We start from the raw sequence: 16,468 nt of genomic DNA, 5'->3' as shown, positions 1-16,468 counted from the left end.
GCATTCATTCCGCAGCCGTTTCAAACTCCGGACAACGACTTTACACAGCCATGAGCACCCGACCGAGCAAAAACCTGCAAACCTTTCCCAATCCGGCGCCGCAGCGGGACTTCCACATCCACATGGAGATCCCGGAGTTTACCTGCCTGTGCCCAATGACCGGACAGCCCGACTTTGCCACGCTGATTCTCGACTACATCCCTGAAAAAACCTGCGTCGAACTCAAAAGCCTCAAACTTTACATCTGGTCGTTCCGCGACGAGGGCTGCTATCACGAAGCCGTCACCAACCGCATTCTTGACGATCTCGTCCAGGCGCTCAAACCGCGCTTCATGCGTCTAACCGCCAAGTTTTACGTACGCGGCGGCATTTTCACCAATGTGGTCGCTGAACACCGGGAACCGGGCTGGCAGCCGGTGCCAAGGGTCGAGCTGGACCGGTTCGACAGTCAATCCAACACGCGAGGATAAACAGGAGGCAACGCCATGACACCATCCGCCATACCGCTCACCGATGCGGAACTCGACCGTCTGGAAGAACTGCTCGACGACCCGGCGCTGGAAGAAGCCCTGCGCCTCGACGAGGCCCAGGGTTATTTGTGCGCCGCGCTGGCCGGCCCGCGCCCGATGCCGCCGGAACGCTGGCTGAGCGACATTCTCGGCAGCGATGAAGCGCTCGAACAGCCGGTCGGGCTGGAAGCCGCCGGTCTGTTGCGCCGTTTCGCCGACGCCCTGGAAGCGGATCTGAATGCCGGAGAACCGCCGACCCTGTTGCTCTACCCGCTCGAAGAAGGCGACGATGCGCCGAGTGACTACCAGCCCTGGTGTGAAGCCTATCTGGCGGCGGTCGATTCCGCCGAAGAAGACTGGTTCGATTTTCTCGGCGAAGACGACTCCGAGGAAAATGCTGAGAACAGCGAGGAAGATTATGAGGAGATCGCCTATCTTGATGAACGCCTGTTTCCGCTGATGGTGCTCACCGGTGAAGCCGAAAGCGCCGCGCGCGAGCATGGCGAACCCTGGCCGGAAGGCGAGGAACGCGAGCAAATGCTCGCCGATTGCGAGGACGATCTGCCGCAGGCCGTTGCCGACATCTACAATTTCTGGCGTGCCAAGCGCAGCATCGGCACGGTACACCGCGATGCGCCCAAAGTCGGGCGCAACGATGAATGTCCCTGCGGCAGCGGTAAAAAATATAAGTTCTGCTGTGGCGATGAATCCGGGGACTAAGCGCCGGTGAAAAATACCCGCGACGACAAGCCGCCCGCTGGCGAGGCATGAAAAGCCCGAAAAAATGCCCGACGGCGCGGCGGCTGCAAGGGTTGCAGATCCGAGCCGACATCTGGCATCTATCAGCCTGCTCAATAGCTGTACCTGCAAAGCCGCATACTGCCGTTCAGTTCCTGTTTATTTTTGAAGCTATTTCCCCAGAACGATCCCAAACCAACGATCTTGAGCCGCATACTATTTATTGCCCCGCATGGATATCCATCTTCCGCCTGACCCAAGCGGACCAACGCATAAGAAACCGCCGTTTTTCCCGCCCCGTATTTTTGCTGACTTAACGTCTGTACCTGCATGACCGATTCGACTGACGCATCTACCGTTTCATCTGCCGCCTTCCCTGCCGTACCGCCTACGCCTACCGTGCCTTCCCGCGCTGCCGCCCAACCGCTGTCATCCCTCCAGCCCATGCCGCCGCGGCTTCCGCAACTTCCGCGACTGCCACTTATCCCGCCGCATCTGGCCGGCCAAACCGGGGAGCGTATTGCCCTGCCGCCGTTTTCCGGCTCTGCCGATGCCTGGTACATTGCACAACTCGCCGGCGAAGCTGTTGCTGCCCGCCGGGGAGCGCTGATCGCCGTCATCACGGCCAACGCGGGCGACGCACGCCGCCTGCTCGCCGAAATTCCCTGGTTTGCGCCTAGCCTGCGTGTACGCCTGCTGCCGGATTGGGAAACACTGCCTTACGATAGCTTCTCGCCGCACCATGATCTCGTGTCGGAACGGCTGGCCGCGCTGCACAGCGTCAGCCGCGGCGAATGCGACGTGCTGCTCATCCCGGCCACCACGGCGGCATACCGACTGGCGCCGCCCGCCTATCTGGCCGCCTATACGTTCTTTTTCAAGCAAGGGGAAACGCTGGACGCCGCGGCATTTCGTGCGCAACTGACGCTGGCCGGCTATACGCACGTCGCCAACGTCGTTTCACCGGGCGAGTATTCGATTCGCGGCGGCCTGATCGACCTGTTTCCTATGGGATCGGCGCTGCCCTTCCGCATCGACCTGTTTGACGATGAAATCGAGAGCATCAAAACCTTCGATGTCGACACCCAGCGCACGCTCTATCCGGTGCCGGAAATCCGTCTGCTGCCCGCGCGCGAATTCCCGCTCGATGAAACGGGACGCACTCGTTTCCGCCAGCGCTTCCGTGCAACCTTCGAGGGCGACCCGGCGCAGTCCGGCATCTACAAGGACGTATCGAACGGCATTCCGCCCGCCGGCATCGAATATTGGCTGCCGCTGTTCTTTGAAAACACGGCGACGCTGTTCGATTACCTACCGGAAGGAACGCGCCTTTGCCTGCATAACGATGTCCCCGCAGCACTGCGCGATTTCTGGCGCGACGCCCAGTCACGCTACCGCATGTTGTCGGGCGAGAAACACCGGCCGCTGCTGCCGCCCGAAGCGCTGTTCCTCAACGAGGAACATTTTTTCATCGCCGCCAAACCCTACACGCGGCTCATATTGAGCAAGCGTAACGAAGCATCGCCGGCCGCCCCCTCTTGTCCCCTGCCGCCGTTGGCCGTCAACCGGCGCGCCGAGGCGCCCCTGGCGCGCTTGCACGCTTTTATCGACGGCTTTCCCGGCCGCGTGTTGTTGCTTGCGGAAAGCGCCGGCCGCCGCGAGACGCTGGCCGGCCTGCTCGCCGAATACGGCTTCCAGCCCGATGCCTGCCCTGATTTGGGTGGCTTTCTCGACAGCGGCAGCCGGCTGGCGCTCGGCGTTTCGCCGCTCTACGAAGGCTTTATTGCCGACGGCGCATCAACGCCCGCAGACAAAAACGAAGCGCTCGCCATCATCACCGAGACCGAGCTGTACGCCGACAGCCCGACGCGGCGCACCCAGCGGCGTAGCGGCAAAAAAGCCTCGCTCGATAACTGGCTGCGCGATCTGACCGAGCTGAAAGTCGGCGATCCGGTGGTGCATGAACAGCACGGGATCGCCCGCTACCACGGCCTGGTTTACCTCAACCTTGGCGAGGGCGAAGCGGAATTTCTCGAACTGCATTACGCCGACGAAGCCAAACTCTACGTCCCCGTCTCGCAACTGCACGTGATCTCGCGCTATTCCGGCGCCGACCCGGAAACCGCGCCATTGCACGCGCTCGGTTCGCCGCAATGGGAAAAGGCCAAGCGCAAGGCCGCGCAGCAGGCGCACGACACAGCCGCCGAACTGCTGGCGCTTTATGCCCGCCGCGCCGCCCGGCAAGGCCACGCTTTCCAGTTCTCCGCGCACGATTACGAAGCCTTTGCCGAGGGTTTCGGCTTTGAGGAAACTCCTGATCAGGCCGCCGCCATCGCTGCCGTCATTGAGGATATGCAATCCGGCAAGCCGATGGATCGTCTTGTTTGCGGCGATGTCGGTTTCGGCAAAACCGAGGTGGCAATGCGCGCCGCCTTCTGCGCCGTTGCCGGCGGGCGTCAGGTCGCCATTCTTTGCCCGACGACGCTGCTGTGCGAGCAGCATTTCCAGAATTTCAGCGACCGCTTCGCCGACTGGCCGGTCAGAATCGTCGAACTCTCGCGCTTCAAAACCACCGGCGAAATCGAACGCGCCTTGCAGGAAACCGCCGACGGTAAGGCGGACATCGTCATCGGCACGCATCGGCTGCTGCAAAAGGATGTGCATTTTGCCCGTCTCGGCCTCGTCGTCATCGACGAGGAACATCGTTTCGGCGTGCGCCAGAAGGAGCTGCTGAAGAAACTGCGCGCCGAGGTCGACGTGCTGACGCTGACGGCAACGCCGATTCCGCGCACGCTCGGCCTCTCGCTCGAAGGGCTGCGTGATTTCTCGGTCATTGCCACCGCGCCGCAAAAACGCCTGGCGATCAAAACCTTCGTCTCGCGCTACTCGGACGGCATCGTGCGCGAGGCGCTGCTGCGCGAATTCAAGCGCGGCGGACAAGTCTACTTTCTGCACAATCAGGTCGACACAATCGAAAACATGCGCGATAAGCTCACCAAGCTGCTGCCCGAAGCGCGCATCGTCGTCGGCCACGGACAGATGAGCGAACGCGAGCTGGAACGGGTCATGCGCGATTTCACCCAGCAACGCGCCAACCTGTTGTTATGTACGACGATCATCGAAACCGGTATCGACAATCCGCATGCCAACACGATCATCATCGACCGCGCCGACAAGTTCGGGCTAGCGCAACTGCACCAATTGCGCGGCCGCGTTGGCCGCTCGCACCACCAGGCCTACGCCTACCTGCTAACACGCGCCGATGCCGACGGCAAAAGCGGCCTGACAAAGCAGGCGCGCCAGCGGCTGGAAGCGATTCAGGCAATGGAAGAACTGGGCGCGGGTTTCTACCTCGCCATGCACGACCTGGAAATTCGCGGCGCCGGCGAAATCCTCGGCGAAAACCAGTCCGGCGCCATGCAGGAAATCGGTTTCAGCCTCTATAGCGAAATGCTCAACCGCGCCGTCAGCGCGCTGCGTCAGGGCAAAGAGGCCGACTTGATCGAACCGCTGGGCATTGCGACTGAAATCAACCTGCACACGCCGACGCTGCTGCCCAGCGACTATGCGCCCGACGTGCATGAACGGCTGACGCTCTACAAACGCCTAGCCAACTGCACCTCACCGGATGAAATCGCCGCCATGCAGGAAGAGCTCATCGACCGTTTCGGCGAACTGCCGCCACAGGCGCAGGCGCTGCTCGAAAGCCACCGGCTGCGACTGCGCTGCCGCCCGCTCGGCATCATCAAGCTGGATGCAACGGCCAATGGCGTCAATGTCCAGTTTGAGCCAAAGCCGCCGATCGACCCGATCATCATCATCGACCTGATTCAGAAAAACCGTAGCTACAAACTCGCTGGGCAGGATAGACTTTCACTTGTGCGCCCCTGCCCGACATTGGCCGAACGCATCGCCGTCACGCGGGAGCTATTAAAACAACTTGGTGCGGAGAAAGTGGCATAAGCTGCCAAAACAACGTATGGGATTATTAAAGTAAAAATGTTAGACATTTTATTCGGAAGGATAAATGATGGGTTTAGCTATTTTAATGATATATATTCCAACGTTTCTAGTCACCTCGATAGTTTCGATTTTTATTGGGCGACTTATTGTTAAAATAATACGCCGTGCAAAAACAGAAGAAACCATAGAAAATAAAAAGAAAATAGCATATATCATCGGTACAACAACTGTAATACTAACTATAAGCATCGCCTGGTGGTGTACAAAAATAGATTGGGATGGGATAGGCTTTATCACCATTCCAATAACTATTTCATTATTTCTCCCGCCAATTATCGGACTACTTATTACCCTAACAGCACTTGTTTTACGAACAACAGGGTTTAAAAATCAAGCTTACTTTCTTTTTTATATAGCTTCTAGTGCATTTCAAACAACTGTTATTATCCCCATATTTTGTGCAATAACTTATGCTTTCTATAATGCAATAAATGATATTCTACATTCTATTATGACCACATCTTAAATACTACATGAAGGCAGAGACTGAAATTATGGAATCAGTTAAAAGTTAATTCACCCAAAGGATTTACTGTGATCTTTTATCATAAAAATCAAGAAAACCGTGGCTTTTACCGATCACTACAGTTGATGCTGCCAGAAAAATGCTACTCAAGTTTATTGAAGCAATGAAAATTGCCCCTGTTGGGAGAACAGCAACAGTTTAAAGCTAAATAAAGTCAAAAAATTTAGATGATGAATATAAGCGTAATAAATTATTATATAAAATATCTACTACCCACTGGGATCTGTATTTTCCATAAAATCTCTAAAAATAAAACTTTATTATTTTTTTAACAGTCTGAGCAAAGTTAAGGAGAAATAGCTTAAATAGAATATGTTTTCGATAAAAATTTTTGCATTAACAATAGCTTATTGAAATAATAGTACAAAAAATATTCCACTAGATTCAGAAATAATTTTGTGAGAGAATTTATTTCTGAAATATTTAATATTCCAGATTAGCAAAACACCAACCTCACCTGAATATTTGGGAAATTTCAATTACCCCTATCTAAAAAATGACCCCTTCCGACAATTCCCCCAACGACCAGAACGCCATCGAAAATATCAACGTCGGCAATTTTGAGCCGATGCCTTCGCCCAAAGAAATTCTGGCGCGCATTCCGCTTTCTAGGCAGGCGGCACAGACCGTCATACACGGCCGCAAAGCCTTGCGCGATATCCTCGACCGGCGTGATCCCCGCCTGTTCGTCGTTGTTGGCCCCTGTTCGATTCACGACCCGGTCGCGGGCATCGATTATGCCCGCCGGCTCAAGGCATTGGCCGATGAACTGGACGATACGCTGTTGCTGATCATGCGCGTTTATTTTCAAAAACCACGCACGACAACCGGCTGGAAGGGCTTTATCAACGACCCTTACATGGACGATTCGTTCTGTATCGACAAAGGCATGGAAAAGGCGCGCGCTTTCCTGCACGAGATTGCCGAACTGGGCCTGCCGACAGCCACTGAGGCGCTCGACCCGATTTCACCGCAGTATCTTGGCGATCTCATTGCATGGACGGCGATCGGCGCGCGTACGTCGGAATCGCAAACGCACCGTGAGATGGCTTCCGGTCTATCGACGCCGGTCGGCTTTAAAAACGCGACTAACGGTGACATCGGCATTGCCGTAAACGCCATTCTTTCCGCCTCACGCCAGCACAGTTTTCTGGGCATCAACAGCGAAGGTCATACGGCGATCGTGCGCACGCGGGGCAATCATTATGCCCATCTGGTATTGCGCGGCGGCGACGACCGTCCGAATTACGATACGGTCAGCGTTCGCATTGCCGAGGAAGCGCTGACTAAAGCCGGTCTTCCGGCCAATCTGGTTGTCGATTGCTCGCACGCCAACAGCTACAAGGATCACAAGCTCCAACCGTTCGTGCTCTCCGACATCGTCAACCAGATCCATTACGGAAACCATTCGCTGGTCGGCGTCATGATCGAATCCAACCTCATTGCCGGCAACCAGCCAATTCCTAAAGATCGTACCCAGCTCAAGTACGGCTGCTCGATCACCGACGCCTGCGTCGACTGGGCAACGACAGAGCGTATGCTGCGCGAAGCCGCCGCACAGCTGCGCGATGTGTTACCGAAGCGGAACGTACCAACCGCCGAATAGCTATTATGCGAACATACGATTTGTACTGATTCGTCCGCCAGCATGGCTACGTTGATGCCTCGACAAGCCGCATGCGCTCCGCTGGGTATTTGACCCAACCGTGACTTCATCGCCGTTTTATTGATTGCTTTTTGATCGGGAGACTGACTTGAACCCCACCACACCCCCCTTGATCCGCCCCTTTGCCGCCCTGCGCCCTCTGCCCGAGCAGGCCGCTGCGGTCGCCGCTCCGCCTTATGACGTGCTTTCTAGCAAGGAGGCGCGCATACGCGCCGCCGGCAAACCCTATTCCTTCCTGCACATTTCAAAAGCTGAAATCGATTTGCCCGAAAACATCGATCCTTACGCACCCGAGGTGTATGCCAAATCGGCGGAAAATCTCCGCCGACTGATCGACGACGGCATCCTGATCCGTGAGCGCAAACCCTGCTACTACGCCTACCGGCTGGTGATGGGCGAACATGCGCAGACAGGGTTGATCGTCACCGCCTCGGTTGCGCATTACGATAACAACCGCATCCGCAAGCATGAATTCACGCGACCGGAGAAGGAGGACGACCGCGTGCGCCAGATCGAGGCGCTCAATGCCCAGACCGGCCCGGCACTGCTTGCCCACCCGGACAGCGATGAAGCCGAGCGTCTGCTTGCCGAGGCCACATCCGGCGCCCCCATCGCCGACCTGACCGCTGATGATGGCATCCGCCATACCGTCTGGCTGATCGATGACGAGGCCACCATTGCCCGTATCAGCGCCGTCATCAATGCCATGCCGGTGCTCTATATCGCCGACGGGCATCACCGCTCCGCCGCCGCTTCACGCATTGCGGAAAGCCGGCGGAAAGCCGGCAACGTTGCGAGCGATGCGGAATCGGAATACTTCCTCGCCGTCGTGTTCCCGGCGCGGCAGATGCGCATCTTCGATTACAACCGCGTCGTCCGCGACCTCAACGGCCATAGCCTCGACAGCTTCCTCAAGGCCATCGGCGAGCGCTGTACAGTCACGCCCGCCCAAACCGCCGTCAAGCCTGAACATGTTGGCGAATTCGGCATGTATGTCGCCGGCCGCTGGTACGCTCTGGCAATCCGGCCGGAACTTATTCCGGTGCAAGATCCGGTGCGTCGGCTCGATGTCTCCGTGCTCTCCGAGCAAATTCTTGGCCCGGTACTCGGCATCACCGACCTGCGCCGTGACGCACGGATCGACTTTGTTGGCGGCATTCGCGGCCTTGGCGAACTCGAAAAACGCGTCGACAGCGGCGAGATGGCGGTCGCTTTCTCGATGTATCCGACCCAGCTCGACCAATTGATGTCGGTTGCCGACGCCGGTGAAGTCATGCCCCCCAAATCAACCTGGTTTGAGCCAAAACTGGCTGACGGTCTAGCCTCGCACGTACTCGACTGACGGCGTGACACGCCGAAGAATCACGCACTTCACTAATGGGCGATCGTTACTGAAACGACGGCAACCGCACCCAATGCCCTAAAATACGCAGTCGGGAAATCATAAAAATAGCGATAGCGACATAATAAAGGCAGTTATCGACTGCTCATTTGAGAAGCATGCCGGGGCGACCCTCGGCATGCTCAACGAAGCAATCGCTATTGACAGCACTATCCGATGACAAGCCACGCTCGCAGCAAAACGTGGCGGCATGGTTCGAGGCGCGGCGCAAAAGCAATTTTCCGGTTATCGGTGTAGAAAACGATACTGGAAAATTACTTGCTTTTGCCAGCTACGGCATGTGTCGTGTGTGGCCGGCATATAAATACACTTTGAACATTCGGTGTATATGCACGCAGCACATCATGGGAAGGATTTGGGATATATACATACATACTCATGCGGGCATTGATTGCGGCAGCCGAATAAAACGACATACATGCGATGATCGGTGTTATTGACGTCTTGAACAGCCACAGTATCAGCTTGCATGAACGGCTCGGCTTTAAGCGCGTCGGAATACTGACGCAGGTCGGCTTTAAATTCGTTCACTGGCTGGATCTGGCCTTTTACCAGTTGTTGTTGAAAACGCCCGCGCATCCCGCCGAAACCTGAGTTAGCGCAACGTCTCACTGAAGTTTTGCCATCGGCAAAAAACCACGCATACCATTTAAACTTCGAACGCAAGCCAACATACAACGATGCTTTTCCAGACCGATTCTAGGTTGACTTGCCAGCCTCGCCACGTATAATGCCGCTTTCTTCGACGTCGCATGTTGCTCGGCGACAAAGAAGGCGCGTAGCTCAGCTGGTTAGAGCACCACCTTGACATGGTGGGGGTCGTTGGTTCGAGTCCAATCGCGCCTACCAAATACCGGAGCCAGAGCGTGTCTCTGGCTTTTTTCTTTTCTGGGGTTAAAAAAATGCCGGTCATTACCTTGCCCGATGGTTCTCAGCGGGAATTCATGCAATCGGTCACCGTCGCCGAAGTGGCGCAAAGTATCGGCGCCGGACTCGCAAAAGCGGCACTGGCCGGTAAAGTCGACGGCCGTCTGGTCGATACCTCGTTCTGCATCGAACACAATGCGCAACTGGCCATCATTACCGACAAAGACCCCGAAGGCGTAGACATCATCCGCCACTCAACGGCGCATCTACTCGCTTACGCCGTCAAGGAACTGTTTCCAGATGCACAGGTAACAATCGGACCAGTCATCGAAAACGGCTTCTACTATGATTTTTCGTTCAAACGTCCGTTTACGCCAGAGGATTTGCAAGCCATTGAAAAACGCATGGCCGAGCTTGCCAAACGCGATATCCCTATCACGCGCGAAGTCTGGGATCGCGACAAGGCCACAAATTTTTTTAATTCTATTGGTGAACATTACAAAGCTGAGTTGATCGCCGCCATTCCTCCCGGCGAAACGGTATCGCTCTACCGCGAGGGCGATTTCATCGATCTTTGCCGCGGACCACACGTGCCGTCGACCGGCAAGCTCAAGATTTTCAAGCTGATGAAAGTAGCAGGCGCCTACTGGCGCGGCGACCACCACAATGAACAATTGCAGCGTATCTACGGTACCGCCTGGGCCAAGAAGGAAGAGCAGGAGGCTTACCTGACAATGCTCGAAGAAGCCGAGAGGCGCGACCATCGCCGCCTAGGTCGGCATCTCGATCTATTTCACTTGCAGGACGAAGCGCCCGGCATGGTTTTCTGGCATCCGAAAGGCTGGACAATCTGGCAGCAGATCGAACAATATATGCGCCGCGTTTACCAGGAGAACGGCTATCAGGAAGTCAAATGTCCACAGATTCTTGACCGCTCGTTGTGGGAGAAATCCGGACACTGGGCGCATTTTAAGGACAACATGTTCCTCACTGAATCGGAAAAACGCGATTACGCAATCAAGCCGATGAACTGCCCCGGACATGTGCAGATCTTCAATACAGGCCTGCGTAGTTACCGTGATCTGCCGTTACGCTATGGAGAATTTGGCTCCTGCCACCGTAACGAGCCATCCGGTGCGCTACACGGTATCATGCGCGTGCGCGGTTTCACGCAGGATGATGGACATATTTTTTGCACCGAAGACCAGATCGAATCAGAAGTCACCACGTTCAACGCACTAGTCAAACGGGTTTACGCCGATTTCGGTTTCCACGATATCGCAGTTAAGCTCGCCTTACGCCCAGCAGGGCGCGTCGGCTCCGACGAGGTTTGGGACAAAGCCGAAAATGCCCTACGCGCCGCCTTACGTGCATCTGGTCTCGAATGGGCCGAACTGCCCGGCGAAGGCGCATTTTATGGACCAAAAATCGAATTTCACATTCGGGACGCCATCGGCCGTTCTTGGCAATGCGGCACCGTACAAGTCGATTTCTCGATGCCCGGCCGCCTAGGCGCCGAGTATGTTGGTGAAGATAATGCACGCCATACGCCAGTCATGCTGCACCGCGCCATTCTCGGCTCACTTGAACGTTTCATCGGCATTCTTATCGAAAACTGGTCGGGTGCCCTGCCCCTGTGGCTCTCGCCAGTGCAAGCCGTTGTTCTCAACATTTCGGAGAGCCAGGTCGACTATACCAAGCATGTTGTGAAAACACTACGTGAGGCGGGATTGCGCGCCGAGGCCGATTTGCGCAATGAAAAAATCAACTATAAAATACGTGAGCATAGCCTGAATAGACTGCCGTATCAGCTTGTCGTCGGCGATAAGGAAAAAGCAACGGACAAAGTTGCCGTGCGAACGCGCGGTGGTCAGGATCTCGGTCAAATGACACTTGATACTCTGATTAAACGGCTTCAGCAGGAAGTCATAACGCGTAGTAGCGCGACTTAATTTTGTCAAAAAACAGGAGGAAAAAGTCATCGCACAGCAAAAAACACAACGCATCAACGAAGAAATTACAGCCCCAGAAATCCGTCTGATCGGCGTGGAGGGCGAAGCGCTCGGCATCATGAGCGTGCGACAGGCGTTGTATCTAGCTGAAGAAGTCGGTATTGATCTCGTAGAAATCGCTCCACTGGCGCAACCGCCCGTTTGCCGAATTATGGATTACGGCAAGTTCAAATACCAAGAGCAGAAACGCCAGCACGAACAGAAACTCAAGCAAAAGCAGATTCAGGTCAAAGAAGTCAAATTGCGCCCAGGAACTGACGAAAATGACTACCAAATCAAACTGCGCAACATGATTCGTTTTCTGCAAGACGGCGACAAAGTCAAAGCCACCTTGCGCTTTCGCGGGCGTGAAATGGCCCACCAAGACATCGGGATGCGTCAAATCGAACGGATCAAGGTCGATTTACAGGACTATGCCAGTGTTGAGCAGATGCCTAAAATGGAAGGCCGTCAGATGGTGATGATTCTGGCGCCACTACGGAAAAAATAGCAGTCGCAATACGCGACTGTATATCTCATATGTAATACCGCAGCCTCCGCATTTTTACGTACAACACGGTAGAATTGTAGTTTTACTTTTACTAAGTGGTGTCAGGTTAGCAAGTGCGCCCGCCGGGAGCCACCTGCCGCCATATTTAAAAAGGAGCATTCAATGCCCAAAATGAAGACCAAAAGTGGCGCTAAAAAGCGTTTCAAGGTCAGCGCCAGCGGTCGCATCAAACGCGCGCAGGCATTTAAGCGTCACATCCTGACCAAAAAAACTACCAAAGGCAAGCGCCAGTTACGCGGCATGATCGGCGTTCATGAATCCGACAAGGCCTTGGTTCTCGCCATGATGCCTTACGCATAAGGAGACCGATATGCCCAGAGTTAAACGTGGAGTTACGGCGCGTGCGCGTCATAAAAAGATTCTTGTTCAGGCCAAGGGTTATCGTGGCCGTCGGAAAAATGTTTACCGCATCGCCAAACAAGCGGTAATGAAAGCCGGCCAGTACCAGTATCGTGATCGCCGTCAAAGAAAACGTCAGTTCCGCACTTTGTGGATCGCACGTATCAATGCCGCAGCACGCGAATTAGGTCTGAAGTACAGCACGCTGATGAACGGCCTAAAGAAGGCGCAAATCGAAGTCGATCGCAAAGTATTGGCTGATCTTGCTGTCTTTGACAAACCGGCCTTCGCAGCACTTGCCAATCAGGCCAAGGCACAGATTGCTTCCTGACTTGGCTGATACGATAAAGGGAGGCACTCGCCTCCCTTTTTTGTTCGACGACGAGGAATTTATTCATGCTGAATCTTGAACAGATTGCGCAGGAAGCGATTGCAGCCTTTGCCGCCATTGGTGATGCAGACAAACTTGAGCAAATCAAAGCGCGTTACCTTGGCAAAAGCGGTCAGATTACTGAATTGCTCAAGGGCATGGCCAAGCTCTCACCTGAAGAGCGCAAACAGATGGGCGCTGCCATCAATCAGGTCAAGACGAGCATCGAGAATGCGCTTGCATCCCGTCGTGAAGCAATCCGTGCTGCAATGCTGGAAACACGGCTGGCAGAAGAATCTCTTGATGTCACCCTGCCCGGTCGCGGTGAAACACGTGGTGGCCTGCACCCGGTAACGCGCACGCTGGAGCGCATCGAAGCGCTTTTCCGCTCGATTGGTTTTGAAGTCGCGGATGGTCCCGAGATTGAGGCTGACTTCCAGAATTTCACAGCACTGAACACACCTGAAGACCATCCAGCACGATCGATGCACGACACCTTCTACCTGTTCGACGAACAGGGTAAGGTTGCGCCCGACGTGCTGCTACGTACGCACACTAGCCCAATCCAGGTACGCTATATGCAAGCGCATGTAGCGAAATACCAGCATCTCGAAACAATGCCGGAAATCCGGATTATCGCACCAGGCCGTGTTTACCGCGTTGATTCCGACGCCACACATTCGCCGATGTTCCACCAAGTTGAGGGACTTTGGATTGGAGAAAATGTCAGTTTTTCCGACCTGAAGGGTGTTGTAGCCGACTTTCTGCGCCGTTTTTTCGAAAGTGATGAATTGCAGGTTCGTTTTCGCCCGTCCTTTTTTCCATTCACCGAACCTTCCGCCGAAATTGACGTTGCCTTCATGAGTGGTCCGCTAGAAGGCCGCTGGCTGGAAATTGCCGGTTGCGGCATGGTACACCCGAATGTCTTACGCCACGTAAAAATCGATCCGGAAAAATACATCGGCTTTGCCTTCGGTATGGGGCCGGATCGCCTGACCATGCTGCGTTACGGCATTAACGACCTACGCCTGTTTTTTGACGGCGATTTGCGCTTTTTGCGTCAGTTTGCATGATGGATTGCCCATGAAATTCTCAGAATCCTGGCTTCGCACCTTTGTCGATCCAAAAATTACCGGTGTCGAATTTACACATCTGCTGACGATGGCCGGCCTTGAAGTTGAGGAAGACGAAAGCGTTGCCCCCGCCTTCGAAGGCGTTATCGTCGCCCATGTACTGGAGGTCACGAAGCATCCTGATGCGGACCGCCTCAACATCTGCCGCATCGACATCGGTGGAGAAATCAAACAAATCGTCTGTGGCGCCCCCAATGTCGCACCGGGAATCAAAGTACCATGCGCTTTGCCGGGCGCTCACCTACCCGGTGACTTCAAAATCAAGATCGCCAAGGTACGCGGCATCGAATCGAGCGGCATGCTTTGTTCGGCACGCGAGCTGGGTATTTCCGACGATGCCTCGGGCTTGCTGATCTTGCCAGCAGATGCGCCGGTTGGTGAAAATATCCGAACCTACCTTGATCTGGATGACCGGTTGCTCACGCTCAAGCTGACGCCCAACCGAGCCGATTGTCTCTCTCTCCTCGGCGTTGCCCGTGAAGTGGCCGCCCTGACTGGCGCACCAATCACCTATCCGGAGATCAACCCCGTCAAACCGGAAATCGATGCACAGCGTGCGATCGTGCTTGACGCGCCCGGCGCCTGCCCATTGTACTGCGGGCGTCTCATCGTCGGCGTCGACGCCAAAGCGCCCACGCCGGAATGGATGAAACGCTGTCTGGAACGCTCGGGAATTCGCTCGATTTCTGCGCTCGTCGACGTTACCAACTACGTCATGCTCGAACTTGGCCAGCCACTGCACGCTTTCGACAACGCCAAACTGAAAGGCGCCATTCATGCGCGCATGGCGCATGCCGGTGAGAAAATCCTGCTGCTCAACGAACAGACACTTGAATTGCAGGATGATGTGCTGCTTATTACTGATGAATGTCGTCCGCTCGCCGTTGCCGGTATCATGGGCGGTGAGGAAAGCGGTATTACGCTGGAAACACGCGAAATTTTCCTCGAATCCGCCTTCTTCGAACCTGCTGCCGTTGCTGGACGGGCACGCCGTTATGGCTTTAGTTCCGATGCTTCATACCGCTTTGAACGCGGTGTCGACTTCGGTGGCGCGCGCCTTGCCCTCGAACGCGCCACCCGATTGATTCTTGACATTTGTGGCGGACAAGCCGGTCCTGTCAGCGAAGCAACGGCCACACTGCCCGCCCGGTCCCCCATCCGCCTACGTCCGGCGCGCGTCACCAAAGTACTGGGCATCACTATTGCCGGGGAAGAAATCGGCAATATTCTTCAGCGGCTAAACCTGCCTTTCGTGCGTGATGGTGAAAATTTTACCGTTACGCCACCAAGTTACCGCTTTGATATCGAGATTGAAGAAGACCTGATCGAAGAAATTGCCCGTATTCACGGTTACGACAGCATTCCTTCGCATATGCCACACGCGCGCCTAGCCATGTTGCCGCAAACGGAAAGTGTGCGCCCGCTATCGCGCATCCGGCAGACCTTAGCCGATCGTGGCTTTCAGGAGGTTATTAATTACGCTTTTATCGACGAGTCCTGGGAAACCGACTTTGCGGCCAATACCTCGCCTATCCGGCTTGCTAATCCAATCGCCAGCCAGATGAGCGTTATGCGCTCGACCCTCATTGGCGGCCTTGTCGCCAATGTCGTCACCAACCTCAGGCGCAAGCAAAATCGGGTTCGCCTCTTCGAAACCGGGCGTTGTTTCTTCCGCGATACCAACGGTACGCCAGTCGCCGGTTTTCGTCAGCCCTGGAAGCTTGCCGCCTTAGCTTACGGTGGCGCTTTACCCGAACAATGGGGAATGCCGACGCGTAATGTCGACTTCTTCGATCTCAAAGGTGAGCTTGAATTGCTACTGGCGCCCAAAACGGCGCGCTTTGAAGCCGCGACTCACCCTGCCCTGCACCCTGGCCGCTGCGCACGCATCGTTGTCGACGAGGTACCTGTCGGTTATTTGGGTGAGCTGCATCCACAATGGCAGCAAAAATACGACCTGCCACTTTCGCCCGTACTCTTTGAAATCGATCTGGATGTTCTCACCCAAACCCGTCCGCCTCACTTTGCAGATATCTCTCAGCAGCCTGTCGTCGTACGAGATTTAGCTATTGTCGTTGATGGAAAGCTAGAGTTTCAGCAGATTCTTGACGGCCTCCATGGCAAGTTGCCGCCGCTTATCCGTGAAATTCGCTTATTCGACGTGTATACCGGAAAAGGAATTGAACAAGGGAAAAAAAGTCTTGCTTTCCGTATAGTTATGCAAGATACTGAACGTACTTTGCAAGATGCAGAGGTCGATGCCGCCATGCAAGAACTGACAGCTTGCCTACAACAAAACTGCGCCGCACAGCTCCGCGTCTAACAGGAAAACA

Annotated in this window: 14 protein-coding genes and 1 tRNA gene; 13 read left to right on the top strand and 2 right to left on the bottom strand. The window is 55.1% G+C overall.

Annotated elements, in window-relative coordinates:
- Positions 1-50: 50 nt before the first annotated feature.
- Both queF and ABCS64_RS03980 read left to right on the top strand, forming a co-directional pair.
- Positions 51-470 carry a preQ(1) synthase gene (gene queF, locus ABCS64_RS03985; RefSeq protein ID WP_418890618.1) on the top strand — a complete coding sequence of 140 codons (420 nt, stop codon included), beginning with the start codon at positions 51-53 and terminating at the stop codon, positions 468-470.
- A 15-nt stretch (positions 471-485) separates the two neighbouring features.
- Positions 486-1,229, top strand: a complete 744-nt coding sequence (locus tag ABCS64_RS03980; protein ID WP_418890617.1) for a YecA/YgfB family protein — start codon at positions 486-488, stop codon at positions 1,227-1,229.
- Positions 1,230-1,360: 131 nt separating this feature from the next.
- On the opposite strand, the gene ABCS64_RS03975 is transcribed toward ABCS64_RS03980, so the two are convergent.
- On the bottom strand, positions 1,361-1,693 hold the full coding sequence (locus tag ABCS64_RS03975) for a hypothetical protein (protein ID WP_418890616.1): 333 nt from the start codon (positions 1,691-1,693) through the stop codon (positions 1,361-1,363).
- Between ABCS64_RS03975 and mfd the strand changes: the two genes are divergently transcribed.
- The 4 genes from mfd to ABCS64_RS03955 all read left to right on the top strand — a co-directional run bounded on the left by mfd (position 1,692) and on the right by ABCS64_RS03955 (position 8,804).
- The gene (gene mfd, locus ABCS64_RS03970) at positions 1,692-5,210 is read left to right on the top strand and encodes a transcription-repair coupling factor (RefSeq protein ID WP_418890615.1); all 3,519 of its coding nucleotides are present in this window, start codon (positions 1,692-1,694) and stop codon (positions 5,208-5,210) included. The two genes, ABCS64_RS03975 and mfd, sit on opposite strands and share 2 nt — an antisense overlap.
- A gap of 64 nt (positions 5,211-5,274) precedes the next feature.
- Complete coding sequence (locus tag ABCS64_RS03965; protein WP_418890614.1) at positions 5,275-5,736, top strand: hypothetical protein; 462 nt, start codon at positions 5,275-5,277, stop codon at positions 5,734-5,736.
- Between the two features lie 556 nt (positions 5,737-6,292).
- The gene (locus tag ABCS64_RS03960; protein WP_418890613.1) at positions 6,293-7,402 is read left to right on the top strand and encodes a 3-deoxy-7-phosphoheptulonate synthase; all 1,110 of its coding nucleotides are present in this window, start codon (positions 6,293-6,295) and stop codon (positions 7,400-7,402) included.
- Positions 7,403-7,550: 148 nt separating this feature from the next.
- A complete protein-coding gene (locus ABCS64_RS03955; RefSeq protein WP_418890612.1) occupies positions 7,551-8,804 on the top strand; it encodes a DUF1015 domain-containing protein in 1,254 nt (417 codons plus the stop codon).
- Between the two features lie 402 nt (positions 8,805-9,206).
- Here the strand turns inward: ABCS64_RS03955 and ABCS64_RS03950 are convergent, their stop codons facing one another.
- On the bottom strand, positions 9,207-9,542 hold the full coding sequence (locus tag ABCS64_RS03950; protein WP_418890611.1) for a hypothetical protein: 336 nt from the start codon (positions 9,540-9,542) through the stop codon (positions 9,207-9,209).
- Positions 9,543-9,636: 94 nt separating this feature from the next.
- Here ABCS64_RS03950 and ABCS64_RS03945 point away from each other — a divergent pair.
- The 7 genes from ABCS64_RS03945 (at position 9,637) to pheT (ending at position 16,458) form a co-directional block, all read left to right on the top strand.
- Positions 9,637-9,713, top strand: a tRNA-Val gene (locus ABCS64_RS03945).
- A gap of 53 nt (positions 9,714-9,766) precedes the next feature.
- A complete protein-coding gene (gene thrS, locus ABCS64_RS03940; RefSeq protein WP_418890610.1) occupies positions 9,767-11,683 on the top strand; it encodes a threonine--tRNA ligase in 1,917 nt (638 codons plus the stop codon).
- 28 nt (positions 11,684-11,711) lie between these two features.
- On the top strand, positions 11,712-12,233 hold the full coding sequence (gene infC, locus ABCS64_RS03935; RefSeq protein WP_418891873.1) for a translation initiation factor IF-3: 522 nt from the start codon (positions 11,712-11,714) through the stop codon (positions 12,231-12,233).
- 162 nt (positions 12,234-12,395) lie between these two features.
- On the top strand, positions 12,396-12,593 hold the full coding sequence (rpmI, locus tag ABCS64_RS03930; RefSeq protein WP_418890609.1) for a 50S ribosomal protein L35: 198 nt from the start codon (positions 12,396-12,398) through the stop codon (positions 12,591-12,593).
- Between the two features lie 10 nt (positions 12,594-12,603).
- A complete protein-coding gene (gene rplT, locus ABCS64_RS03925) occupies positions 12,604-12,963 on the top strand; it encodes a 50S ribosomal protein L20 (protein WP_418890608.1) in 360 nt (119 codons plus the stop codon).
- Between the two features lie 65 nt (positions 12,964-13,028).
- Positions 13,029-14,075: a phenylalanine--tRNA ligase subunit alpha gene (gene pheS / locus ABCS64_RS03920; RefSeq protein WP_418890607.1), complete on the top strand. Its 1,047-nt coding sequence runs from the start codon at positions 13,029-13,031 to the stop codon at positions 14,073-14,075.
- A 10-nt stretch (positions 14,076-14,085) separates the two neighbouring features.
- Positions 14,086-16,458 (top strand): phenylalanine--tRNA ligase subunit beta, encoded by a 2,373-nt coding sequence (pheT, locus tag ABCS64_RS03915; protein ID WP_418890606.1) that lies wholly within the window; start codon positions 14,086-14,088, stop codon positions 16,456-16,458.
- The last annotated feature ends 10 nt before the right edge of the window (positions 16,459-16,468 follow it).

It is taken from the genome of Dentiradicibacter hellwigii (assembly GCF_041770905.1).
GTDB classification, from domain to species: Bacteria; Pseudomonadota; Gammaproteobacteria; order Burkholderiales; family Rhodocyclaceae; genus Propionivibrio; species Propionivibrio hellwigii.
This window is presented reverse-complemented; position numbering and strand designations above follow the sequence as displayed.

Coding starts and splice junctions, on each gene's coding strand:
- ABCS64_RS03975 (WP_418890616.1), bottom strand. CDS start 1,693: ATGGGCTGGAGGGATGACAGCGGTTGGGCGGCAGCGCGGGAAGGCACG.
- queF (WP_418890618.1), top strand. CDS start 51: ATGAGCACCCGACCGAGCAAAAACCTGCAAACCTTTCCCAATCCGGCG.
- mfd (WP_418890615.1), top strand. CDS start 1,692: ATGCCGCCGCGGCTTCCGCAACTTCCGCGACTGCCACTTATCCCGCCG.
- ABCS64_RS03965 (WP_418890614.1), top strand. CDS start 5,275: ATGATGGGTTTAGCTATTTTAATGATATATATTCCAACGTTTCTAGTC.
- pheS (WP_418890607.1), top strand. CDS start 13,029: ATGCTGAATCTTGAACAGATTGCGCAGGAAGCGATTGCAGCCTTTGCC.
- pheT (WP_418890606.1), top strand. CDS start 14,086: ATGAAATTCTCAGAATCCTGGCTTCGCACCTTTGTCGATCCAAAAATT.
- thrS (WP_418890610.1), top strand. CDS start 9,767: ATGCCGGTCATTACCTTGCCCGATGGTTCTCAGCGGGAATTCATGCAA.
- rpmI (WP_418890609.1), top strand. CDS start 12,396: ATGCCCAAAATGAAGACCAAAAGTGGCGCTAAAAAGCGTTTCAAGGTC.
- rplT (WP_418890608.1), top strand. CDS start 12,604: ATGCCCAGAGTTAAACGTGGAGTTACGGCGCGTGCGCGTCATAAAAAG.
- ABCS64_RS03980 (WP_418890617.1), top strand. CDS start 486: ATGACACCATCCGCCATACCGCTCACCGATGCGGAACTCGACCGTCTG.
- ABCS64_RS03960 (WP_418890613.1), top strand. CDS start 6,293: ATGACCCCTTCCGACAATTCCCCCAACGACCAGAACGCCATCGAAAAT.